16 protein-coding genes, 2 pseudogenes and 2 riboswitches are annotated in these 24,000 nt (G+C 57.8%); of the genes and pseudogenes, 11 read left to right on the top strand and 7 right to left on the bottom strand.

Features of this window, described 5'->3' with window-relative positions; all coding sequences use genetic code 11:
- Window positions 1-60 precede the first annotated feature (60 nt).
- Window positions 61-1,788 carry a long-chain fatty acid--CoA ligase gene (locus LN050_01025; GenBank protein UFS56498.1) on the bottom strand — a complete coding sequence of 576 codons (1,728 nt, stop codon included), beginning with the start codon at window positions 1,786-1,788 and terminating at the stop codon, window positions 61-63.
- A gap of 324 nt (window positions 1,789-2,112) precedes the next feature.
- Between LN050_01025 and LN050_01020 the strand changes: the two are divergent.
- The 4 genes and pseudogenes from LN050_01020 to LN050_01005 all read left to right on the top strand — a co-directional run bounded on the left by LN050_01020 (window position 2,113) and on the right by LN050_01005 (window position 6,482).
- Window positions 2,113-3,190 (top strand): annotated as a pseudogene (locus LN050_01020) (amino acid ABC transporter substrate-binding protein).
- Between the two features lie 289 nt (window positions 3,191-3,479).
- Window positions 3,480-4,577, top strand: a complete 1,098-nt coding sequence (locus LN050_01015) for an ABC transporter permease subunit (protein ID UFS56497.1) — start codon at window positions 3,480-3,482, stop codon at window positions 4,575-4,577.
- A gap of 10 nt (window positions 4,578-4,587) precedes the next feature.
- On the top strand, window positions 4,588-5,691 hold the full coding sequence (locus tag LN050_01010; GenBank protein UFS56496.1) for an amino acid ABC transporter permease: 1,104 nt from the start codon (window positions 4,588-4,590) through the stop codon (window positions 5,689-5,691).
- Between the two features lie 47 nt (window positions 5,692-5,738).
- Window positions 5,739-6,482 (top strand): amino acid ABC transporter ATP-binding protein, encoded by a 744-nt coding sequence (locus LN050_01005; protein UFS56495.1) that lies wholly within the window; start codon window positions 5,739-5,741, stop codon window positions 6,480-6,482.
- A 70-nt stretch (window positions 6,483-6,552) separates the two neighbouring features.
- On the opposite strand, the gene LN050_01000 is transcribed toward LN050_01005, so the two are convergent.
- From LN050_01000 to hemC, 4 genes are all read right to left on the bottom strand, one after another.
- Window positions 6,553-7,851 (bottom strand): hypothetical protein, encoded by a 1,299-nt coding sequence (locus LN050_01000; GenBank protein UFS56494.1) that lies wholly within the window; start codon window positions 7,849-7,851, stop codon window positions 6,553-6,555.
- 12 nt (window positions 7,852-7,863) lie between these two features.
- Window positions 7,864-9,192, bottom strand: a complete 1,329-nt coding sequence (locus tag LN050_00995; GenBank protein UFS56493.1) for a uroporphyrinogen-III C-methyltransferase — start codon at window positions 9,190-9,192, stop codon at window positions 7,864-7,866.
- A 161-nt stretch (window positions 9,193-9,353) separates the two neighbouring features.
- A complete protein-coding gene (locus LN050_00990) occupies window positions 9,354-10,190 on the bottom strand; it encodes a uroporphyrinogen-III synthase (GenBank protein UFS56492.1) in 837 nt (278 codons plus the stop codon).
- A 7-nt stretch (window positions 10,191-10,197) separates the two neighbouring features.
- The gene (gene hemC, locus LN050_00985; protein UFS57283.1) at window positions 10,198-11,085 is read right to left on the bottom strand and encodes a hydroxymethylbilane synthase; all 888 of its coding nucleotides are present in this window, start codon (window positions 11,083-11,085) and stop codon (window positions 10,198-10,200) included.
- 151 nt (window positions 11,086-11,236) lie between these two features.
- Here hemC and ppc point away from each other — a divergent pair, with 151 nt between their 5' ends.
- The 5 genes from ppc (at window position 11,237) to LN050_00960 (ending at window position 18,225) form a co-directional block, all read left to right on the top strand.
- Window positions 11,237-14,071, top strand: coding sequence for a phosphoenolpyruvate carboxylase (gene ppc / locus LN050_00980; protein UFS56491.1), 2,835 nt, complete (start codon window positions 11,237-11,239; stop codon window positions 14,069-14,071).
- Between the two features lie 83 nt (window positions 14,072-14,154).
- Entirely contained in the window at window positions 14,155-15,591 is a 1,437-nt protein-coding gene (argH, locus tag LN050_00975; protein ID UFS56490.1) for an argininosuccinate lyase, read from the top strand.
- 135 nt (window positions 15,592-15,726) lie between these two features.
- Entirely contained in the window at window positions 15,727-16,881 is a 1,155-nt protein-coding gene (locus LN050_00970) for an alpha-hydroxy-acid oxidizing protein (protein UFS56489.1), read from the top strand.
- A gap of 102 nt (window positions 16,882-16,983) precedes the next feature.
- A complete protein-coding gene (locus tag LN050_00965) occupies window positions 16,984-17,562 on the top strand; it encodes a peroxidase-related enzyme (GenBank protein UFS56488.1) in 579 nt (192 codons plus the stop codon).
- A 123-nt stretch (window positions 17,563-17,685) separates the two neighbouring features.
- Entirely contained in the window at window positions 17,686-18,225 is a 540-nt protein-coding gene (locus LN050_00960) for a LysE family translocator (protein UFS56487.1), read from the top strand.
- 37 nt (window positions 18,226-18,262) lie between these two features.
- Here LN050_00960 and LN050_00955 read toward each other — a convergent pair.
- A pseudogene (locus tag LN050_00955) lies at window positions 18,263-18,698 on the bottom strand (acyl-CoA thioesterase).
- A 36-nt stretch (window positions 18,699-18,734) separates the two neighbouring features.
- Entirely contained in the window at window positions 18,735-19,778 is a 1,044-nt protein-coding gene (locus LN050_00950; GenBank protein ID UFS56486.1) for a DMT family transporter, read from the bottom strand.
- Window positions 19,779-19,919: 141 nt separating this feature from the next.
- On the opposite strand from LN050_00950, the gene LN050_00945 reads away from it, so the two are divergent.
- Together LN050_00945 and LN050_00940 are read left to right on the top strand one after the other, a co-directional pair.
- Window positions 19,920-21,605, top strand: a complete 1,686-nt coding sequence (locus LN050_00945) for an electron transfer flavoprotein-ubiquinone oxidoreductase (protein UFS56485.1) — start codon at window positions 19,920-19,922, stop codon at window positions 21,603-21,605.
- A gap of 216 nt (window positions 21,606-21,821) precedes the next feature.
- On the top strand, window positions 21,822-23,714 hold the full coding sequence (locus LN050_00940; GenBank protein ID UFS56484.1) for a radical SAM protein: 1,893 nt from the start codon (window positions 21,822-21,824) through the stop codon (window positions 23,712-23,714).
- Window positions 23,713-23,828, top strand: a riboswitch (glycine riboswitch). (Overlaps the previous gene by 2 nt.)
- A 14-nt stretch (window positions 23,829-23,842) precedes the next feature.
- Window positions 23,843-23,952, top strand: a riboswitch (glycine riboswitch).
- Window positions 23,953-24,000 lie beyond the last annotated feature (48 nt).

Below are 24,000 nucleotides of genomic sequence, written 5' to 3'. Positions count from 1 at the left end.
GTAGCTGGGTTCTTTGTCTATACGTAAGAGTTTCAAAACAATCAGTCCTTGGGTTTCAATTTACGAGGCAGCTTTGGCTGACGCCTCAAGCGCTTGTGCCTTGGCTTGGTCCTGCAGCGCACGCCACATCACTTTACCGCTGCCGCTTTTGGGCAACGAGTCGACGAACTCGACAATCCTCGGCGCTTTATACACCGCCATTTCATCGTGACACCATTGCAGCATGTCTTGCGCTGTCACGCTTTGACCCGCTCGCAACACCACAAAGGCTTTCACGTTTTCACCTCGGTATGCGTCAGGCACACCAATCACGCAGGCCTCAGCCACTGCAGGGTGTTTGAACATCAAGGCTTCAACCTCGGCGGGCCACACCTTGTAGCCGCTGGCGTTGATCATGCGCTTCAATCGGTCGGTCATGAAATAGTAGCCGTCCTCATCCATGCGACCCAGGTCGCCAGAGCGGAAGTAGCGCACGCCTTCAATCTCGACAAAGGCCTGGGCCGTGGCATCTGGCCTGCGCCAATAGCCTTGAAACACCATGGGACCGTTGATGAGGATTTCACCCGACTCACCCACCGGCAAGGGCTTTAGCGTCTCTGGATCTACAACAATAGAGCGCACGCCAATAAACGGCACGCCCAAGCACTGCTGCTTGGTCGCCAAGGGCGGGTTGCTGTGAGAAGGGGCAGCCGTCTCGGTGAGGCCATAGCCCTCGGCAAACCGCAGGCCAAACTCATTAAACAAGCGCTGCGCAACGGCTTGCGGCATGGCCGCGCCGCCGCCACCTATGTACTTCAAGCTGCTCAAGTCGTAGCTGGACATGTTGGGGCTGGCCAACAAATCCATGATCATGGTGGGTATGTTGGTCCAGTGGGTCACGCCCCACTTGGAGATCAAGCGGCCTGCAAGGTCGCGGTCCCAGCGCGGCATGACCACCATGGTGGCGCCACCAAACACAGCGCTGTGCATGCCAGAGACCATGCCAGTGATGTGAAACATGGGCACCACAACCAGCGAGACCACCTCTGCTGTGCCACTGCCCCAGTAGCTGCTGGCCACCGCGTTGTGCATCACGCTGGCGTGTGTGTGCATGCAGCCCTTGGGCAGCCCGGTGGTCCCGCTGGTATAGGGCAATACCGCCAAGTCACTGGGTTTGGCGCTCAGCTCGCCGGGCTGCGCGGTACAGGTGGTGGCTTGCTGCCACGAGTGGTTGGTGGCTTGTGCCCACTGTGGCGGCTCTATTGGCGTGGCAAGCCATGCAGCCCACGTGTGCGGCACCTCTTCGGCAAAACCCGCACCGCTGCAGTCAAGCACCTCGCCCAAGTTGGTCACCACGGCGTGGTGCAGTTGCTCATCTGCAGCCAGTGCGGCGTCGGCTGTGGCCATAAACCCAGCCAGGTCAGCACTGACCACGGCTACCCGTGCTTGTGCGTCTGCGATGTAGTGCGACAGCTCGTGGGCACGGTTCATGGGGTTCACGGGCACCACCACAGCGTTGGCGCGCAGTATGGCAAAGTGCGCCACGACCCACTGCGGGCTGTTTTGCATCATCAGCAACACACGGTCGCCAGATGCCACACCAAGCGACTGCAGGTAGGCGGCCATGGCGTCCACTTGACGCGCCAACTCCGCATAAGTCATCACGCAGTCAAAAAACACAACGGCTGCCTTGTCGGGGTAGCGCATGGCGCTGACGCGCAGGTTTTCAACCAAATTGGTTTGTGGCGCGTTGAGTTCGCGCGACAGGTGCGGCGGCCAATAACGAAAGTGTGCCGGTGTGGTGGTCATATTCAAATGCCCTGAAGGTCAATATGTTGCACAGCTTAAGGCGCAAGCACTGGACGCGGCAACACCTGCGTGTGTGGCTGATGTCGCCATAGAGACCTGACAGGCCCAAGGCCCATAACGCAGCGAAAACGCACACCAACAACCAATGCATAGAACCGTCAAACGGTATGTATGCAAATTATGCATGGGCTGCTGGCGTAAACCCCAAGCATTTGTACACACGGGTTGAACTATAGTGAGGGCCGCTGAACCTGCGATGCTGTCAAACAGCAAAGCATGCGGCTTATCTCAATTTAAAACTAACTGTTTGAAACAGGAGCCCCCATGAAAATATCCGTACTAACGACAGCTTTAGCCGCTGCGTTTGTGTTGTCCGCCTGCGGTAACAACGAAGATGCCGCTGTTCAAGCACCTGCTGCAGCGCCCGCCGAGGCCGCGCCAGTAGCTTCTGCAAAAACGCTTGACGCCATCAAGGCGCGAGACAGCATTGCATGCGGAGTCAACACGGGTTTGGCAGGTTTTTCAGCAGCTGACTCTCAGGGCGAGTGGTCTGTTGGACGTTGACATCTGTAAAGCTGTGGCAGCCGCCACATTGGGCGATGCCAACAAGGTGAAATACGTGCCATTGAACGCACAACAGCGCTTCACGGCACTGCAGTCAGGCGAAATCGACATTTTGTCGCGCAACACCACGTTCACCATGTCTCGTGACGCCTCTTTGGGCCTGCACGCAACTGGCGTTACTTACTACGACGGCCAGGGCTTCATGGTGCCAACACGCACAAAAATTGAAAGCGCCATGCAGCTGAAGAACCAAACGGTTTGTGTTCAGTCTGGTACCACCACCGAGAAAAACCTCACCGACTTCTCAAAGGCCAACGACTTGAACATCAAGCCTGTTGTATTTGAAGACTTCAACGCATCAGTTGCAGCCTTCTTTGCTGGCCGTTGCATTGCTTACACCACCGACGCGTCAGGCCTGGCGTCTATTCGCAACAAGGAAGCACAAAATCCAAAAGACTACGTGATCCTGCCTGAGCTGATCTCCAAAGAGCCACTGGGCCCAATGGTTCGCCGCGGCGACGACGAGTGGTTTGCTATTGTGAAGTGGACCATCCATGGTCTTCTGGAAGCCGAAGAGCTGGGCATTACGCAAGCCAACGTTGAACAGATGAAGGGCGACGACAGCCCAGCTATCGGCCGTATCCTGGGCTCCAAAGACGACACCGGCAAGCTGGTTGGCCTGGACGCCGCCTGGATGGCACGTGCCATTGCCGCGACTGGCAACTACGGCGAAATCTTTGAGCGCAACGTTGGCCCTAACTCACCACTGGGTTTGCCACGCGGCACCAACAACTTGTGGAACAAAGGTGGCCTGATGTACGGCTACCCCATCCGCTAAGCCGTCAGCGTCTATTGGTTAACACCGCCTAGGTCTGTTGTGATTTAGGCAGTTGGCAAACACCGACAAGCCGCGTGCTGAGACTGTCTTGGCATGCGGCTTGTTTGCTGTGAAAGCCCTACACAACTCTCCCTCTTTCAACCACATGTGCTGTGTAGTTGCGGTGCCGCAAGGCCTGGCAAACGCAGACATCAGCTGAAGTAATAACGATGAGCACCATCCACGTGCCACCCAAAAAAATCAATTGTCTTGGCGCAGTCAGGCCTTCAGGGGTTTGGTTTACCAGGGCATGGCCATTGCCGCCATCATCTCGTTGATTTGGCTGCTAGCCAGCAACACCATGACGAACATGGCTGCGCGCGGCATTCAAAGTGGCTTTGACTTTCTCACCCAGGCCGCAGGCTTTGATATTGGTGAGACCCCTATTCCTTACGACTCTGGCCAAGGCTACTGGCGCGCATTTTTGGTGGGTCTCGCCAACACGCTGCGCGTGGCGGTGGTAGGCATTGTGCTCACCACGATTTTGGGCACGCTCCTGGGCATTGGCCGTTTCTCGCGCAACGCCCTGGTGCGGGGTATGTGCACGGCATACGTTGAGTTTTTCCGCAACATTCCGATTCTGTTGCAATTGTTCATGTGGTACATCTTCCTTACCGAGTTGCTGCCAGACAGCTGGGAGCCATGGCAGTTTGGCAACTTCTTTGTGAGCAAAGGTGGCTTGTCCTTTCCTGCGCCAATCTGGGCATTTGGTCACTTAACCGGCTTTATCGGTTTGGCCCTGGGCATTGTCGGCATTGTCATGTACAAGCGCCGTGCCATCCGCCATTTTGAGATAACCGGGCAACAAACCGGCAATATGTTTGTGCCTTTGGCCATGCTTGTTGGCGGCGCTGTATTGGGCTGGTTGCTGGGCGGCGCACCCTCAGAATTCAACACACCCGTCAAAGGCGACTTTGCTATCGAGCACGGTGCCGCGGTTACGCCCGAGTTCTTGACGGTATTACTGGGCCTGACCATGTACACCGCCGCTTTTGTAGCCGAGGTGGTGCGTGCAGGCGTTCAGTCCGTGGCCGCAGGCCAGAGTGAGGCCGCAGCAGCGCTAGGCCTGTCCAAAGGCCAGTCCATGAAGCTGGTGATGTTGCCGCAAGCGTTGCGCGTGATCATCCCGCCCATGACCAACCAGTTTTTGAATCTCACCAAAAACTCATCTTTGGCTGTGGCTGTGGGCTACCCAGACATTGTGTCGGTCACCAATACTGCGCTTAACCAGACCGGTCGCGCTGTGGAGTGTATTGCCATTGTGATGTTGGTCTACCTCACCACATCGCTGCTCACATCCCTGCTGATGAATTGGTACAACAAACGCTCGGCGATCAAAGAGAGATAAGCGGCCAACCATGAATACAACAACATTTACACCGATTGAGCCACGCCAAGCGCCAGTGAACACCGAGGGTTTCATCCCTTGGATTCGCGCCAACCTGTTTGGTGATGCCCGTACCACCCTTGCCACCATCATGTTTGGCGGCCTGCTGGTGTGGTACCTGCCCCAACTGGCCGACTGGGCAATTTTCAGAGCCTACTGGCTGGCCGACTCCAACGCTTGCAGAGCTGATGGCGTGGGCGCATGCTGGGGCGTGGTAACAGAGAAATACCGACTGGTTATTTTTGGGCGCTACCCCTACGAAGAGCAATGGCGCCCGCTGGTCGCCACGCTGATGATGCTGACCTTGCTGGTGGCAAGCTGCACACGCTCGTTTTGGAAGCCTTGGCTGGCCGTTTTGTGGGTACTCATGCTCAGCGGCTTCTTCACCCTCATGGGCGGCGGCGTGCTGGGTATGCAAGCCGTAGAGACCAGCCGCTGGGGTGGCTTGCCACTGACCATCATGCTGGCAACTATCTCTATTGCCTTGGCTTTCCCACTGTCGCTGTTGGTGGCCTTGGGCAGGCGCTCGGACTTGCCTGCCATTCGCAGCCTGTGCACCATTTTTGTCGAGCTGATCCGTGGCGTTCCACTCATTTCTGTGCTGTTCATGGCCTCGTTTTTGTTCCCGCTGTTTATGCCAGTGGGTGTCACCATTGACGTGTTGCTGCGGGTATTGGTGGGTATTACCCTGTTCCAAACGGCGTACATGGCAGAAGTTATCCGTGGTGGACTGCAGGCCATTCCAAAAGGTCAAGTTGAGGCGGCTGCCACGCTGGGTTTGTCTTACTGGCAAACCCAACGCAAGATCGTGCTTCCACAGGCTTTGGCCATGGTGGTGCCTGGCATCATGAACAGCTTTATCGCCATCTTTAAAGACACCTCGCTGGTCACTATCGTGAGCTTGTACGAGCTCACCGGCGCCTTGCGACTGGCCCTGGGCTCAGACGCTGACTGGCGCTCCTTCTACATTGAAGGCTACTTGTTCATTGCTCTGATTTACTTCGTGTTTTGCTTCTCCATGTCGCGCTACAGCGCCTGGGTAGAAAAACAGGTGAATAAAGGCAAAGCGCGTTAGCCCCTGGGCCACGCATGCACCCAACAATATAAAACCGAGATTTAAATATGTCTGAACCCATCATTACATTCGACAAAGTCAACAAGTGGTACGGCAACAATTTTCATGTGTTGCGCGACATTGAGCTGTCTATTGCCAAAGGCGAACGCATTGTGATTTGCGGCCCATCCGGCTCTGGCAAATCGACACTGATTCGCTGTATCAACCGCCTGGAAGAGCACCAAGAGGGCAACCTCATTGTGGACGGCATAGAACTAGGCGATGACGTCAAGGCCATTGACCAAGTGCGCAGGCAAGTGGGCATGGTGTTCCAGCAGTTCAACCTGTTCCCTCACCTCACCGTGTTGGAGAATCTGACGCTGTCGCCCATGTGGGTAGGCAAGCTGCCCAAGTCTGAAGCGGTGGCCCGCGCCATGGAGCAACTTGAGCGCGTGCGCATTGCCGAGCAGGCTGACAAGTACCCACTGCAGCTGTCAGGCGGCCAACAGCAACGTGTGGCGATTGCGCGCGCGTTGTGCCTCACCCCCAAAATCATGCTGTTTGACGAGCCCACATCTGCGCTTGACCCAGAGATGATCAAGGAAGTACTGGACGTGATGGTGGAGATGGCCGATCAGGGCATCACCATGATTTGCGTGACCCATGAAATGGGCTTTGCCAAGGCCGTGGCAGACCGCGTGATCTTTATGGACCAGGGTCAAATTGTTGAACAGAACACGCCAGAAGAGTTTTTCAACAACCCACAAAACGAACGCAGCAAGGACTTCTTGTCCAAGATATTGGGGCATTAAACCCCAGCTGCACTGCGCTGAAAAGCCCTTGCGGACCAAGCTCTCGCACACGGTGCGAGCGCTCTCAGCGCTACCTGATTGCTTCTTGCAACTGGGCACCCGCTTGCCAGGCTGCCTGCGCGGCAACCTGGTCGCCCTGCTGCTCAGCCAGCTGGGCCAATGCCACCCATGCGCGCCGGCGCAGCGACAAATGACCCAAGCCTTTGGTGGCCCGCTCAAGAAGCGGTTGGGCTTTGCCCCACAACTGGCGCTTCATATAGGTTTGTGCAGCCAGGTATTGCAGCACGGCGTCAGAGGTACGCTGGCTTTGGGCAGCCTCCACTTGCGCGATCCACTCTTGCTCAAGATAGGGCACCAAGGGCTCTATACACAAGGCCAAGCGGGTTTGCTGGGCCTGCGTGAGATCGTCATAGCGCTTCCACAGTGGCTGCAGCTGCTGCATCACGCGCTCAGCCGCGGGCTTGGCCATATCGGCCTCATCAAATGCGGCATTGATTTCTAAATAGCGTTTGGCCCAAGCCAGGCTCACATCAGCCGTATCGCGCTCGTTGCTGGGCAAGGTCTTCCAAAACGATTGCAATGCAACCTCATCGCTGGCGGCGTTGATGACTTTAACGGCCAGCGAACGCTGCAAACTGGTTGATGCGAAGCCTGTAAACGCGCCATGCTTGGTGAGTGTGCGTACGGCCTCCAAGGCGGCCAAAGGCTTGTCCTCCAGCTGCGCCAAGTCCAGGCGCGAGCGCCATGTTTGTACACGCCTTGCCACTGCCTTGGGCAAGCCATTCAGGCGCGCATTGGCCAGCGCAGTATCTCTGAGTTCCAAGGCCCAACGCAGTGAGCGCAGCATCACGCCCTCTTTGGCAGCAGCGCCATCGTTGCGCACGTCCACAGCCAGGGCCGCGTCTAGGTGAGCCTGTGCGTTGTCCAGCTGGCGCATGGCCTGCGCACTCTCGGCCATCACCCACAGCGCCAGCACACGAGCACTTGCCAAGCGCGGCAGCTGCATACCGTCTATCGCGTGATACTGGTCAAGTTGCGACAAGGCCTCGCTCGCAGCGTTGTGGGCCTTGCCGTGCCGACCTGCCAAGTGCAAACTGATGCTGTCTATCAATAACGCCATCACGCCGCGCTCAGCGCGTTGCACGCGAGCCCACCTGGCCTTGGCAGAAGCCATGCGCAGTCCTGCCCCCATGCGCTGCAACCACAACAGTGAGCCAAACAAAGCAGCCAGGACAATAAGCGCCAAGTTCAGCGACAAGTCAACGCGCTGACCGCCCACAAACAGCGACACCATGGCTGAGTTGTCCAGGGCCCATGCCACGAACACACCCAAAACCACCCACAACACCAGAGAAGTTAACCATTTCATAGCAACACCTCTTTAGCGACCAGCAGCCGCTGTAGCCAGCGCGCTGAGGGTGGACTGAGGCATGGGCACTTGCAAGCCTTGAATGCTGGCTTGCAGGCTTTGCAGCTTCTCTAGCAAAGCCTGAGCATCGGTACTACCCGGCTCGCTGTATTGCGTGACAGACTGCGCCACAGCCGCCAAGTCTTGTGCGGCCACATCATGCTGCGCACCCACCAATGCCAGTCGGGCATTGAGCACTCGCAGCTTTAAGTTTTGGCGCAACACCCAAGCGTGCTCAGGGCTTAGCAAAAAAGTGTCGCTGTTATCAATGGCGCGCACACGCACCAGGCCGCTTAGCTGCTGACCCGCCACACCAGACCAGTCGCGCCAAAAGCTTTGAGCCTGGGCACTGACACCATGCCAAACGTTGGACAGCCACGTGCCACCACTGGCCACTGTTGTTTCAACAGCAGTGGGCTCAGTGCTTGCAGTCGCGTCTGTCGGTGCCGCATCAACGCGGCCTACGGTATGCGGCAGCGGCAGCGGCGGTGCCATGCTGCGCAGCGCCAGGGTGTCTATGGACTTGGCCACCAGTGCCAACTGGGCGACCAGCATGGGCACGTCCGCACCGGCGACCTCTTGCAAACGCTCAAGATCGGCCTCCATGGCCTGCAACACCGGGTTTAAGCGCGGTTGGGCCGAGCGGTTAATGCGCTCAATACCCGCTTGCAGTGAGGCAATCAGCGCATTGGGGCTGCCCATCAAATGAGACTGCTGCACCGCAAAGCGGGTAGACGACTCCAGGTCTTGCACCAGGGTGTCGTCTCGTGAACGCGACACGCTGAGCATCAGCTCTTCAAGCTGTGAGCGCTGCAAATTAAGCTCGCCAAGTTTGGCCTCGGCCAAACTCATGCGGCCCTGCAAAGCCTGCGCCAACTCTTGACTGGTGTGTGCCTGCGACGCGGCACTCTTTGTTTGCACCAAGACCGCGTCCACGCGCTGCTGCGCATCAACGCGCACGTTGTCTAGTTGACGCCACACCACAAACGAGCCGCCTGCGGCCAAGGCAGCCACCGCCAAGGCCAGTACAGAAACCACCCATAAATCTGTCGTTGAGGCAGTCGTGGTGTTATGTCGCTTGTTGTCTTTGGCAGGTTCAGGCTTTTTTGCGGGCGTCTTAACGGCTGACTTCACCGGCTCCTTGACCGATTCCTTGACCGGCTCCTGCACGGGCGCAGCCTGGTCTGTAGACTTGTCCGCAGTTTTACTGGCTTCTGGGCCCAGCGGCTTGCTGGCCTGTACGCTCACTTCAGTGGTGTTTTCGGTAGCACCTGTTGGTGTGGGAGTCTGGCTGTCGGTCATCTTGGCCTCATTGAATTCAAGTCGTCAAGTGGGCAGGTTGCTGAGCACGAGCACTTGACGGTTTGCACCTGCAGCCTTGCGGTGGCTTTGAAACTGATTGCAGGTTGTTGAATGCATTGTAGGGCGCAAAGCTGATGCTTTTGATGTATCAGCTCTGCCGCCTAGCCGGTCAGACCCGCCAGTGTTTGCAGTACGTTTGGCAGCGCAGGCTTGCTGTCAAACACCCGCTGCCAGCCCAATTGCCTGGCCTGCTGCCCAATGCGTGGGTGTGTGGCCAACATGCGCTGCGCGTACAAGGCGTGTGGGCGACCTGCCCAGGCTTGAATCAAGGCTTGCAAGTTCTGTAAGCCCTCAGCGCTACTGGCCAGCCAAATGGTGTTTGGGCTGTGCGCGCAAGCATCCAGCAGCTGAGCGGTGTGACTGGTAAACAGGGGCGGTGTTCGCTGGTACACCACTGCAACATCTACCACTGCGCCTTGGCCCTGGCACTGGTTGGCCAACCACTGGCGGCCGGCGCCTTGGGCATTGGCAGCGCCAGCTGTATCGCCCCTGACCACCAACACCCGGCTGTTATGTCCCACTTGAGGCGACACCTGCTGCCATAACGCCTCTGAGTCAAACTGCGCAGCATGAATATGTGGCTGGTCAATCAGGTGTGCTGGTACGCCAAAGCGCTGCAGCTCAGCCGCCGTGCCCGGGCCCGGTGCCCAGCAGCGAGGTCCTTTGCTGGTCACCTGAGTTGTGGTGAAGCATTGCACATCGGCCGCACTGGCCCGCTCAAAGAAAAAACGCACTGCATTGGCGCTTACAAACATCACGGCTGTGTACTGGGCCAAACGACCAAGTGTTTCCAGCAAGTGTGCGCTTGGCGAGGCAGCGCTCACCGTCATCAGCGGCAGGTGCAACACCTCAAAATGCTCAGCCTGTAAGGCCTCAGTCCATGGTCCTGCGTCTGCTGGCGCGCGGGTCAACACCACAGGCACGGGCGTGTGAGCCATACAGGGGCTATACCAGCGGTTTAGCGCCCAGCGCTTGCAGCGCCTTGGCCACGTCCAAACCCAACGCTTCAGCTTGCGCCAGCGTGCTCACTGTCGCCACTGAAGAGGCGCGCAGCACAGGGTGAGCCAGCTCAACATCGCCCCACGCCGCGTCCAACAACAACACATCGCCGGTTTGCCAGCGCGCGTGTGCGGCAAGCGGCACCGAGCAACTGCCACCCATGGCTCGGCTAACCGCACGCTCTGCAGCCACACGCAGCCACGTGGGCATATCCACCAATGGTGCCAAAGCAGCACGCAAGTCAGCACGGTCGCTTTTAATCTCAATCCCTAAAGCACCCTGGCCGGCTGCTGGCAGCATCTCGTCGTGGGTGAATATGCGGCGAATGCGCTGGGGCAACTCCAGGCGCTTCAGACCCGCAGCCGCCAATACGATGGCAGCATACGCGCCGCTGTCCAACTTGCCCAAGCGGGTATCCAAGTTGCCCCGCAGCGGCTCTATGCGCACATCGTCTCTGCCTATGGCGCTCAGGCGCTCTTGCAACAGGGCCACACGGCGCAAGCTGGAGGTGCCTACTATTGCGCCCGGCGGCAAGTCCGCGAGGTCGTCGGCCACGGGCGAGACCCAGGCGTCGTGCGGGTCTTCGCGCTGCATCACACAAGCCAGCTCAAAGCCCTCAGGCAAATTCATGGGCACGTCTTTCAGAGAGTGCACAGCCAAGTCTGCCTGGCCGTTGTCCATAGCCACTTCCAGCTCTTTCACAAACAAACCCTTGCCGCCTACCTTGCTCAACGACCTGTCTAGTATTTGGTCGCCGCGCGTGGTCATGCCCAACAGCGTGACGTCGTGGCCCAGCGCTCGCAAGCAAGCTTGCACATGGTTGGCCTGCCACATGGCCAAGCGGCTTTCACGTGTGGCTATGGTGATGCTGAGCTTGTCAGTGGCTGGCGTTGTTGGAGTTGTATGCACTTTGGTAACAGCTTGGTAAATCAATTGATGTGGCAATGCTAGCATTGTTGCACCGCCGCATTTTTTGAAAGTTGCCATGGTCACCGCTGCAAAAAAATCACCTGCATCCAGGGCTTTGTCAAAGTCTGTTGCCACTGCAACAGCCATTAACAAAGACCAGCCTCTGGTAGACGACATTCGTTTGCTGGGTCGTATCTTGGGCGAGGTCATTCAAGACCAAGAGGGCAAAGCGGCCTACGCCCTGATTGAGAACATACGTCAGCTGTCGGTAGCCTTCAGACGCCAAGCCGATGCCAACGCAGACCGTGCGCTTAAAAAATTACTCAAAGGACTGACAGGTGACCAAACCGTTACGGTTGCGCGCGCGTTTACCTACTTCAGTCACTTGGCCAACTTGGCCGAAGATCGCCACCACATTCGCAGGCGTGCGCACTATGAGCGTGAGGGCTTGGCACAAAATGGCAGCTTAAGCGCAGCGCTGACCAGTCTTGAGCAGCAAGGTGTCTCCAAGCGCGCGCTCACCAAAGCACTGTCAAACATGCACGTGTCGCCAGTGCTCACCGCCCACCCTACCGAAGTGCAGCGCAACAGCATCTTGGACGCAGAGCGCGCCATTGCCTCTTTGCTGTTGCAGCGCGAACACTTGCTACCGCGTGAGCTGCAAGACAACGAAAACAACATCCGTGCACGCGTGGTGCAGCTGTGGCAAACACGCCTGATGCGCTACTCAAAGCTAACCGTAGCGGACGAAATTGACAACGCGCTGAGCTACTACGAGTCCACTTTTTTACGTGAAATCCCCAAGATCTACCGCGACATAGAAGACAAGCTGGGCACAGCAAGCTTGTCCAACTTTTTACGCATGGGCCAGTGGATTGGTGGCGATCGCGACGGCAATCCCTTTGTAACAGCCGATACGCTCAAGCTGGCGCTAAGCCGCCAAAGTGCGGTTGCGCTGCGCCACTACCTAACCGAAGTGCATTTGTTAGGTGGTGAGCTGTCGATGTCGGCACGTCTGATGCGCATCAGCGCCGACATGCAGGCGCTGGCGGTGAAGTCACCAGACACCAACCCACACCGGCAAGACGAGCCCTACCGCCGCGCGCTCACAGGCATTTACGCGCGCTTGGCTGCCACACTGAAGCAGCTCAGCAACGCCGAGGCCACACGCCACGCTCTGGCACCTAGTGAGCCCTATGCCAACGCAGCCGAGTTTGGCGCTGACTTGCAGGTTATTTTTGACTCACTCAACGCCAACTTTGGCAGCATGCTGGCCAACCAGCGCTTGCGTGGCCTGCTGCGCGCTGTAAAGGTGTTTGGCTTTCATCTGGGCACGCTGGACTTGCGGCAGAGCTCAGACAAACACGAGGCTGTGGTGGCAGAGTTGTTGGCCAAAGCGCGTGTGTGTAGCAACTACAGCAGTTTGAGTGAGGCTGACAAACGCACTGTATTGCTGTCGCAACTCAGTGATGTGCGCCGCTTGTATGTGCCCGCCCTCAGCTACAGCGAATTGGCCCAGACGGAGTTGGCCATCTTTCACGGCGCGGCCACGGCACGCGCCAGCTTTGGCCCACAAGCGATACGCCACGCCATCATCAGCCACACAGAGTCTGTCAGCGACTTGCTTGAAGTATTGATGCTGCAAAAAGAGGCGGGCTTGTTCAACGGCTTGCTCAGCGAAGACGCCACTGCTGAACTCATCGTGGTGCCGCTGTTTGAAACCATTGAAGACCTGGCGCAGTCGGAGTCCATCATGCGCGAGTACTTCGCCCTGCCCGGCATATTGCCCATGATTCGCCGCGCCAGCGCAGACCAGTACAGCGAGCAAGACATCATGCTGGGCTACTCAGACAGCAACAAAGACGGCGGCATTGTGACCAGCAACTGGTCGTTGTACCGCGCCGAAATTGCATTGGCCAAGCTGTTTGACGGCTTGCCCGGCTCACCCATTGCCATGCGCTTGTTCCACGGCCGCGGCGGCACCGTTGGCCGAGGCGGCGGCCCCAGCTACCAAGCGATTCTTGCCCAGCCGCACGGCACTGTGCGCGGGCAAATTCGACTCACCGAGCAAGGCGAAGTCATTGGCTCCAAGTACGCCAACCCTGACATTGGCAGGCGCAACCTGGAAACATTGGTTGCCGCCACACTTGAGGCCACTTTGCTACCCAGCGCTGGCGAGGTACCCGCAGCGTTTTTGGTGCTGGCCGAGCAGCTGTCCAATGCCAGCATGGCCTCTTACCGCGCCCTGGTATACGAGACACCAGGCTTTGCCGAGTATTACTTTGCCGCCACGCCGGTGCGTGAAATATCCGAGCTCAACATTGGCTCCCGCCCAGCCTCGCGCAAATCAGGCCAGCGTATTGAAGACTTGCGCGCCATACCGTGGGGCTTTAGCTGGGGGCAATGTCGTCTCACGCTACCGGGCTGGTACGGCTTTGGCTCTGCCGTCATGGCCTACCTCAATGGCGAGCTTGACAGCAATGCAAAAGCCAGCGGTCGCAACAAGCGGCTCAGTGAGCTGCGCAACATGGCGGCCAACTGGCCCTTCTTTGCCAACTTGCTGTCCAACATGGACATGGTGATGGCCAAAAGCGACCTGGCCTTGGCCAGACGCTACGCCGACCTAGTGCCAGACGCCAAGCTGCGCAAACGCGTGCTGGCGCAAATTGAAGCCGAATGGCAACAAACCGCACAAGCGCTCACACTCATTACAGGACACAAACAACGCTTGGCAACCAACCCGGCGCTGCGCCGCTCTATTGAGCACCGCTTCCCCTACATTGACCCGCTACACCACGTGCAAGTTGAGCTGATTCGCCGTTACCGGGAGGGTAAAACCGACGAGCGCGTGCAACGCGGCATACACATTGCCATCAACGGCATTGCGGCAGGCTTGCGCAATACGGGCTAGTTGGGTGCGTGCGATCAGGCCTTGGCTAAAATGAGGGGGTCGCCTGCGTGGACTGCCCGTTTTTTATATACCGCTCACAACCTATGTCATCAAACCAACTCGATACCAAAGCCCAAGCCTGGTCGGCTCTTTTTTCTGAGCCCATGAGCGAGTTGGTCAAGCGCTACACAGCCAGCGTGTTTTTTGACAAGCGTTTGGCCGGCGCAGACATTCGCGGCTCTCTGGCGCACGCGCACATGCTGCAGGCACAAGGCATCATCAGCAGCGACGACCATGCGTCCATCAAGAGCGGTTTGGCGCAAGTCCAAGCTGAGATTGACGCGGGTGAGTTCAACTGGCAGCTGGACCTCGAAGACGTACACCTCAACATTGAAGCACGCCTCACCCAGCTGGTGGGCGACGCCGGCAAGCGCTTGCACACCGGACGCAGCCGCAACGACCAAGTGGCCACAGACATCCGCCTGTGGCTACGCGACGAAATTGATCAACTCAGCGATTTGTTGAATGAGCTACAACTGTCGCTGATAGACGTGGCCAAGCGCCATGTAGACGTCATATTGCCGGGCTTTACCCACTTGCAAGTGGCCCAGCCGGTCAGTTTTGGCCACCACATGCTGGCCTATGTAGAAATGTTTAAACGCGACGCCGAGCGCTTGCGCGATGTGCGCAAACGCGTGAATGTATTGCCACTGGGCGCAGCCGCCTTGGCCGGCACCAGCTACCCGCTAAACCGCGACATGGTGGCTGAATTGCTAGGCATGGAAGGCGTATGTCAAAACAGCCTGGACGCCGTCAGCGACCGCGACTTTGCCATTGAGTTCACTGCAGCGGCCAGCGTCATCATGGTGCACGTCAGCCGTTTAAGTGAAGAGTTGATTGTGTGGATGAGCCAAAACTTTGGCTTTGTGCGCATTGCAGACCGCTTCACAACAGGCAGCTCCATCATGCCGCAGAAGAAAAACCCAGATGTGCCCGAACTGGCCCGTGGCAAAACCGGCCGCGTGGTGGGTCACCTGATGGGGCTTATAACGCTGATGAAGGGCCAACCATTGGCCTATAACAAAGACAACCAAGAAGACAAAGAACCACTCTTTGACACGGTAGATACCGTGCGCGACACGCTGCGCATTTTTGCCGAAATGATTGGCGGGCAACTTGACGCCACAACCGGCCAACGCGAAGGCGGTATCACGGTGAACGCACGAGCCATGGAGCAAGCAGCCCTGCGTGGCTACGCCACAGCCACCGACTTGGCCGATTACCTGGTGAAAAAGGGCCTGCCCTTCAGAGACGCACACGAAGTCGTAGCCCATGCCGTGAAAACCGCGATTGCCCAAGGCATTGACTTAAGCGAACTTGAATTGAGCGCCCTGCAGGCCTTTGACGCACGCATTGACGCAGACGTGTTCGACTGCTTGAGCCTGCGCGGCTCGCTCAACGCACGGCAAACGACAGGCGGCACAGCACCCAGCCAGGTGCTGCTGCAAATAGCCCGTCACGAGGCGCGCCTGGCGCAGTAGACGCAGCCTGGTGGCTTATCACCCATCAAATATTTCAAAAGCCCCTGGGTGTTTTTCAAACTCCAGGGGCTTTTTGTTGGGTGGCGGTGGGCTAATATACCTCATCAAACACTAAATGCCCCCAAGGAGACTCAAATGCCCGTCATCACCAACGTAGAAGACCTGCGACGCCTAGCCCAAGCCCGCGTACCCCGCATGTTTTACGACTACGCCGACTCGGGTAGCTGGACAGAGTCCACCTACCGCGCCAACTCCGAGGACTTTGCCGCCATCAAGTTGCGCCAGCGCGTGGCGGTGAACCTGTCCAACCGCAGCACTGCCGCAACAATGGTTGGCCAAAACGTGGCCATGCCCGTGGCCATCGCGCCCACAGGCCTCACAGGCATGCAGCACGCTGACGGTGAGATTTTGGCTGCCAAAGCGGCCAAGGCCTTCGGTGTGCCGTTCACTTTGTCCACCATGAGTATTTGCTCCATCGAAGACATTGCGACAGCCACAGACAACCACCCTTTTTGGTTTCAGTTGTACGTCATGAAAGATCGCCCTTTTATTGAGCGTCTGATAGACCGCGCCAAAGCGGCCAACTGCTCAGCACTGGTGCTCACGCTTGACTTGCAAATACTGGGGCAACGCCACAAAGACCTCAAAAATGGCTTGTCTGCGCCACCCAAGCTGACAATTGCCAACATGATCAACATGGCTAGCAAGCCGCGTTGGTGTCTGGGCATGGCCGCAACCAAACGCCACCAGTTTGGCAACATTGTTGGCCACGTCAGTGGCGTGTCGGACATGGGCTCCTTGTCTGAATGGACAGCCTCGCAATTTGATCCAGAGCTGAACTGGGGCGACGTTGAGTGGATCAAACAGCGCTGGGGCGGCAAGCTCATCATCAAAGGCATCATGGACGAGGCGGACGCCAAGCTGGCCGTAGAGGCAGGCGCGGACGCACTGATTGTGTCCAATCACGGTGGTCGCCAACTAGACGGCGCAGAGTCCAGCATCAACGTGCTGCCACGCATTGTGGCTGCCGTAGGCAAAGACATTGAAGTCCACATGGACGGCGGCATTCGCAGTGGCCAAGATGTACTCAAAGCCGTGGCATTGGGTGCCAAAGGCACTTATATTGGCCGCGCGTTTTTGTACGGCCTGGGCGCCATGGGCCAAGCCGGTGTGACCAAAACACTGGAGATTATTCACAAAGAGCTGGATCTCACCATGGCGTTTTGCGGGCATACCCAGTTGGCCAATGTTGGGCGCGACATCTTGGTACCTGGCACTTACCCAACGTAATGGGCTGCGTATCAGGCCGGCGGTAAGCTGTGCGACATCTGGTGTGTGCTGGCTTGCGCATACTTGCAAGCAGTGCATAACGGTTTTTTAGAGGAGCACACCATGAGCGCACGCTACCCTTACCCAGACCTCAACACCCTGCCCCCAGACATCCAGGCGCGCATCCTGGAGGTACAAGAAAAGGCAGGCTTTATTCCCAACGTGTTTTTGGGCTTTGCCCGCCGCCCTGCAGAGTGGCGCGCGTTTTTTGCCTACCACGACGCGCTGATGCTCAAAGACGAGGGCAACCTCACCAAGGGTGATCGCGAGATGATCGTCACCGCCACCAGCGCGGCCAATCAGTGCCTTTACTGCGTGGTAGCGCACGGTGCCATTCTGCGCATTTATGAAAAAAAACCACTGGTAGCAGACGAAGTGGCCGTGAACTACCGCAAGGCCCATATCAGTGCCAAGCAACGCGCCATACTAGACTTTGCCATGAAGGTGTGCAACGCTTCACACACCATTGAAGACGCAGACTTTGAAGCCCTGCACCAGCAAGGCATGGACGACGAAGACGCCTGGGACATTGCCGCAATTACAGCCTTCTTTGGCTTATCCAACCGCATGGCCAGCGTAACAGGCATGCAGCCCAACCCCGAGTTTTTCATGATGGGGCGCGTGCCAAAAGTTAAAAGTTGAAAGTTGACCATCAACAGCGACTGTCCAGCCAACGCGCCCACATTCATGCAACTAGACCTGTGGCTTTTTTTGCCTGCGTGCTTTGCGCTGAACATGGCGCCAGGCCCCAATAATCTGCTCGCCATGAACCACGCCACACAGCAAGGCGCGCGGGTGGCGTTTGTAGCGGGCATAGGCAGGCAACTGGCCTTTGTGCTCATGATGGCGCTGGCCGCAGTGGGCGTGGCGACCGTGCTGTATGCGTCGGTGTGGGTGTTTGTAGGTATCAAATTGGCCGGCGCAGCCTACCTCCTGTACCTGGCCTGGCAGTTGTGGCATACCAAGGTCAACACCCTGACGGCAACACCCAAAGCCCAACGCCAAACCATTACAACACTGGCACAGCGCGAGTTTTGGTTGGCCATGGGCAACCCCAAAGCCATTTTGATATTCACCGCTTTTCTGCCGCAGTTTGTACAGACTGAGCGTGCTATTGCACCGCAGTTCGCGCTGTTAGGTGCGCTGTTTTTATTGCTTGAATTTGTAGCCATTGGCCTGTACGCCCTGGCTGGACGCTACGCCGCAGCACTGATGGGCAGCACGGTCAATCGAATGCGGTTTAACCGCTTTAGTGCTGCGCTATTGGGCTTGGCCGGCCTTGGCTTGCTGCTGGCCAGGCGCTAAGCGCCCAAGAGACCAAGTCAAGCCAAACCTGACACGATTAAGGCGCGGCAGGCAGGCTTACCAGTTCACGCAACCACTCGGGCATAGTCGTGGACTTTTGCCGTGGGAAGTCCACCCCACACCGTGGTAGCACCACCGGCAGCATAGATGGTGCCGGGCTCGGTGGTGAGCTCCAGTGTGCACCAAGTCTCAAAAGTGCTGCGCCCTGGGTCGCTGACAAACAGCTTCACCAGCACATCGCCTGGGTACTCCAGCTGTTTGTAAAAATTGCAAAACGCATTCAGTATTACTGGACCTTGGGCTTGCGGGTTGGGCGCAATACCTGCCTTGAACATCCACTCAAGACGCACTGTTTCCATGTAGCGAAAGTACACCGTATTGTTCACGTGCCCCATGGCGTCCATGTCACCCCATCGTATGGGCAACACCATGTCAAACACGTGCTTTTTATCGGTAGCTAAATCCAGGCGCATACGGTGTGTGGCTTTCAAGAAAATAGAGTGCCCAGCTTAACGATGCGCGCGAATAGACGCAACAATGCCGGTGACAAACAACACGGCCGCCAAGCATTCCAACAGTTTGGGCCAGCCGCCGTCCCACACAAAGCCAAACACCAAGGCAAACAAGGTCTCGCTCACAATGAGTTGACCACACAAGCTGGCGCTCAAGCGCTTGCTGGCAATATTCCACAACCACCCTGCCACCCACGCCGAGCCAATGCCAGTAAACGCGAAAATCGCCAGCGACCACCCCAATCTAGGCGCCTGGCCAAGCGCCTCCAAAGGTGTACCGACCAAGGCCCACAGCAACAAAGCGCCCAGGGCGGTGGGTATGCCTATCCAGCTGGTCCAATCAAAGGCCGACACGTGTGCATTTGACTTTAGCCAGCGGGCGTTCCAAAGCGCAAACACCGTCCAACTCGCCATAGACAACAAGGCCATGGCACTACCTTGCCAAAACACTTGCTCAAAACTGCCCGCTTGCAGCGCTGGCGCGTTCGCCAAGGTTTGCCACCCCATAAGGGCAATGCCACTGGCGGTGGCCAGCAGCCCTAGCGCCAAATTCCGCCACAACATATCAGCAGGTTTACCCAACAACATCACCACAATAGGGATGGTGCCCACAACCAGTGCCGGCACCGCAGTACCCGCCCAAGCAATGGCCAAGGCCAACGACGCGTAGTAACCACTAAAGCCCAAGACGCTCATGCCCGTAGCCGCCAGCCATTGGTTGCGTGTAGGACGCGGCGCGCCACGCATCCAGCTCCACAGCAAAAACAACAGGGCTGCAGCACCAAAGGCCACAAAACGTCCGGCGGCCACGTCTACAGGGCTAAAGCCCGGCGCCATGCGCGGCGCCACAAACACCAAGCCCCACAACGCGCCTGCTGCCAGACCGGCAGCAATACCCCAGCCGTGGCTGCGACGGTCAGCGGCGACAACGGGTGCTGGCGTCTGAGCTGCGTGCGCTACCGTTTCAACAGTGGCCTGCGCCTTGGTCGCCATCTCAATGGGCGCGGTATCAAAGGCTTTGGTAGTTGAAGGCGTGAGCATGATTTTTCGAACAACGGGGGCCCAATTGGGGCCCAAAAGGTAACCCAGCATTGTGCCTTGTCATAGGCAGCAGGCGACATCACACACGGTGCTTGTTTACTACAATGGGCCAACAAGCAAGCTAGCAACTGGAGCACCTACATGACATCACCCGCCCTCTTAGAAGCCCATGGCCCACGCGAGTCTATGGACTACGACGTCGTAGTGGTTGGCGGTGGGCCTGCAGGCCTGGCCACCGCCATTCGCCTAAAGCAAATGGCCGCAGACAAAGGTACAGAGCTGAGCGTTGTGGTGCTGGAAAAAGGCTCAGAACCAGGCGCGCACATACTGAGTGGCGCGGTCATGGACCCACGCGCCCTCACCGAGCTGCTGCCCAACTGGAAAGAACTGGGCGCACCGCTGAACCAAGCCGTAACCGGCGACGATGTGCTGTTTTTAACCGAGACCGGCGCCAAACGCACACCAGACTTTTTGGTCCCCAACTGCTTTCACAATGACGGCAACTACGTGGTGAGCTTGGGCGCAGTCACCAAATGGCTGGGCGAGCAGGCTGAGGCCCTGGGCGTAGAGATATTTCCCGGCTTTACCGCTGCCGAAGTGCTGTACGACGACTCAGGCGCCGTGCGTGGCGTAGCCACTGGTGACATGGGCATTGGCAAAGACGGCGAAGCTACAGGTGAGTTTCAGCTGGGCATGGCGCTGCTGGGCAAATACACCGTGTTTGCCGAAGGCGCGCGCGGCCACTTGGGCAAAGCACTTATTGCCAGGTACAAACTAGACGAGGGCAAAGATCCACAAAGCTACGCACTAGGCGTGAAAGAATTGTGGGAAGTGACGCCCGACAAGGCCCAGCCCGGCAAAGTGGTGCACACCGCTGGCTGGCCCATGGACAGCAGCACCTATGGCGGCGGCTTTTTGTACCACCTAGAGGGCAACAAGGTCACACTGGGTTTTGTGACAGGCTTGGACTACAAAAACCCGTGGCTAAGCCCCTTTGAGGAAATGCAACGCTGGAAGACGCATCCCAGCATCAAGGCCGTACTTGAGGGTGGCAAGCGCCTGGGCTATGGCGCACGTGCCATCACGGCAGGAGGCTTGTTGTCGTTGCCCAAAACCGTGTTTCCAGGCGGTACATTGGTAGGCTGTGACGCAGGCTACCTCAACGCCAGCCGTATCAAAGGCAGCCACGCCGCCATCAAAACTGGCATGCTGTGCGCCGAAGCTGCATTTGACGCTTTAACCGCAGGCCGCGCCCACGATGAACTGAGCGCCTACCCTGAAGCGTTTGAAAACAGCTGGCTGCACGACGAACTCAAAGCCGCCAAAAACTTCAAACAGTGGTTTAAGAAAGGCAACACCATGGGTGCCTTCATGACCGGTATCGAGCAATGGCTGCTGCCCAAGCTGGGCATGAAGTCAGCACCCTGGACCATTCACCGCACACGCCCAGACCACAGCTACTTGCTGCCAGCGACTGAGTGCGAGCAAATCGCCTACCCCAAGCCAGACGGCGTCATCACCTTTGACCGCTTGAGCAGCGTGTTCATCAGCAACACCAACCACGCCGAAGATCAGCCCGCGCACCTGACGCTCAAAGACGCCAGCGTGCCAGTGGCCATCAACCTCAAGCACTACGCAGGCCCAGAGTCTCGCTATTGCCCTGCAGGCGTCTATGAGTACATCAAAACCACAACGGGCGAAGATGCCTTGCAAATCAACGCGCAAAACTGCGTACACTGCAAAACCTGCGATATCAAAGACCCCACCCAAAACATCAACTGGGTGACACCAGAAGGCGGTGGCGGGCCAAACTACGCAGGAATGTAAAAGGCTCACCCAACCCCAGCGTGATCACATGCGAAGCACCTTGGCGGTGCTGTCGCGTGCAACTACCGAGTAGGCCAGCCTGCGCAGGCTGTTGCTGTGACGCGCACAAACGCCAGCCCCATCACCTCACCTGTAGACTCAGGCCAGCAAAAAAAACACACAAACTGCCGTGTCCTCACCCCCAAGCCCACCAAAGTCCTAAGCCTCATCCCCCCGATGACGCAACTCAATACGCCCTACCCGTCTACGGCGTACATCACAGGCTTTTTGCGTGAGCAAGGCATTGACGCGGTGCAGGCCGATTTGGCACTGTCCACGGTTTTGGAACTGCTCAGCAAACCGGGCTTGGAGCAATTGTGCGACGCCGCTTTGGCGCAAGACGAAGCGCTGCGCAGTGCGCCGGTTAATTCGTTTTTAGACCAAGCCGCGCATTACATATCAACCATAGAGCCGACCATTGCTTTTTTGCAAGGGCGCGACAGCACGCTTTGTCACCGCATAGCGGCGCGTGGTTTTTTGCCTGAAGGGCCGCGCTTTGCCGCGCTTGACCACTACGTGGACGGACCCGATGACGAACAGGATGCAGACAGCTTGGGCTGGGCCTTTGGCGCCTTGGGCCACAGCGACCGCGCGCGGCACCTGGCCACGCTGTACCTCAATGACATTGCCGATGTGCTGCGCGACGCGGTGGATAACAGTTTTCAGTTTGTGCGCTACGCCGAAAGCCTGGCCGCCAGCCAGCCCAGCTTTGAGGCGCTGGCGCAAGCATTGGCCAAGCCCGCCAATCTTATTGACCAAACGCTTGAGCGCTTGACGCTGCAAACCATGGCGCAGCACCAGCCCACCTTGGTGGTGTTGTCGGTTCCGTTTCCGGGTGCTGTGTACGCAGCGTTTCGCATCGCGCAAACGATTAAGGCGCACTACGCGCAAGTACACATTGCCCTGGGCGGCGGCTTTGTCAACACCGAGCTGCGCGAGCTGTCTGATGCGCGCGTATTTGACTTTGTGGACTTTGTAAGCCTTGACAGCGGCGAACGCCCCTTGCTGTGCCTCATTGAGCACTTGGCAGGCAATCGCAGTACGTCGCGCTTGGTGCGCACCTTTACACGCAACACCGAGGGCACGGTGACTTACACCAATTGGCAAGAGCCAGACGTGGGTTTTGAAGACGTGGGCACACCCACTTGGGATGGCCTACCGCTGATGCGTTATCTGTCGCTGCTGGACATGCTAAACCCCATGAACCGCTTGTGGAGTGACGGCCGCTGGAACAAACTCACCGTGGCCCACGGCTGCTACTGGAAAAAATGCAGCTTTTGCGACGTCAGTCTTGACTACATCAGCCGCTACGACGCCGCCAGCGCCACCACATTGGTAGACCGCATTGAGCGCATTGTGGCGGAAACCGGTCAAACCGGCTTTCACCTGGTAGACGAAGCGGCACCGCCCAAGGCGCTGAAAGCGCTGGCCACCGAGCTCATCGTGCGTGGGGTACACATTTCTTGGTGGGGCAACATCAGATTTGAAAAAACCTTTACGCCAGAGCTGTGTGAGCTGCTGGCCAAAAGCGGCTGCATTGCCATGTCTGGCGGCCTGGAAGTGGCCTCCGACAGGTTGCTGACCCTCATGCAAAAAGGCGTATCGGTAGAACAGGTGGCGCGCGTCACACGCGGCTTTGCAGACGCGGGCGTGATGGTGCACGCCTACCTGATGTACGGCTTTCCCACGCAAACAGTACAAGATACGGTGGACGCGCTGGAATATGTACGCCAGCTGTTCGAGGCGGGCTGCATACACAGCGGCTTTTTCCACCGCTTTGTGTGCACGGTGCACTCACCAGTTGGCCAGCACCCAGAGCGTTTTGGCATACAGCTCGCCCCCTTGCCGCCAAGCCAATTTGCTAAAAATGATGTGGGCTTCATAGACACCACGCTGGACGGCAGTGGTACCAGCCACGACGAGCTGGGCGCTGGCCTCAAAAAGGCCATCTACAACTACATGCACGGCGTGGCCCTGGACGTACCTGCCCACACCTGGTTTGATCTGCCCAAAAGTGTGTGCCCACGCACCACGGTCAAGCCAGATTTCGTAGAGCGGGCGCTATACTGAGCACCTGCTAGGAGAGCGCAGGCCAAACCATGGGTTTGAGATGCTGCCGCCGAAGGCGCAAGGTCATTCATCGCACTGGCCGCAACGCTCAGGCAAAAGGACTGGCAGAGCACCGTGTAAACGCCCGGTGTTACCCCACTGGAGAGAGGCATACCCTTGAGTGTGCCCACCGAAGGAGCAAACCAGACCGCTTGTGCGGCGCGGCGAATCTCTCAGGTAAAGCGGACATGGGGCAGTTATTCAATGCGTGGCAACGCTTTCTTGCCACTGGCCAACTGCTCTCAAA

This window comes from Comamonadaceae bacterium M7527, from assembly GCA_021044545.1.
GTDB lineage: Bacteria > Pseudomonadota > Gammaproteobacteria > Burkholderiales > Burkholderiaceae_C > RS62.
This window is presented reverse-complemented; position numbering and strand designations above follow the sequence as displayed.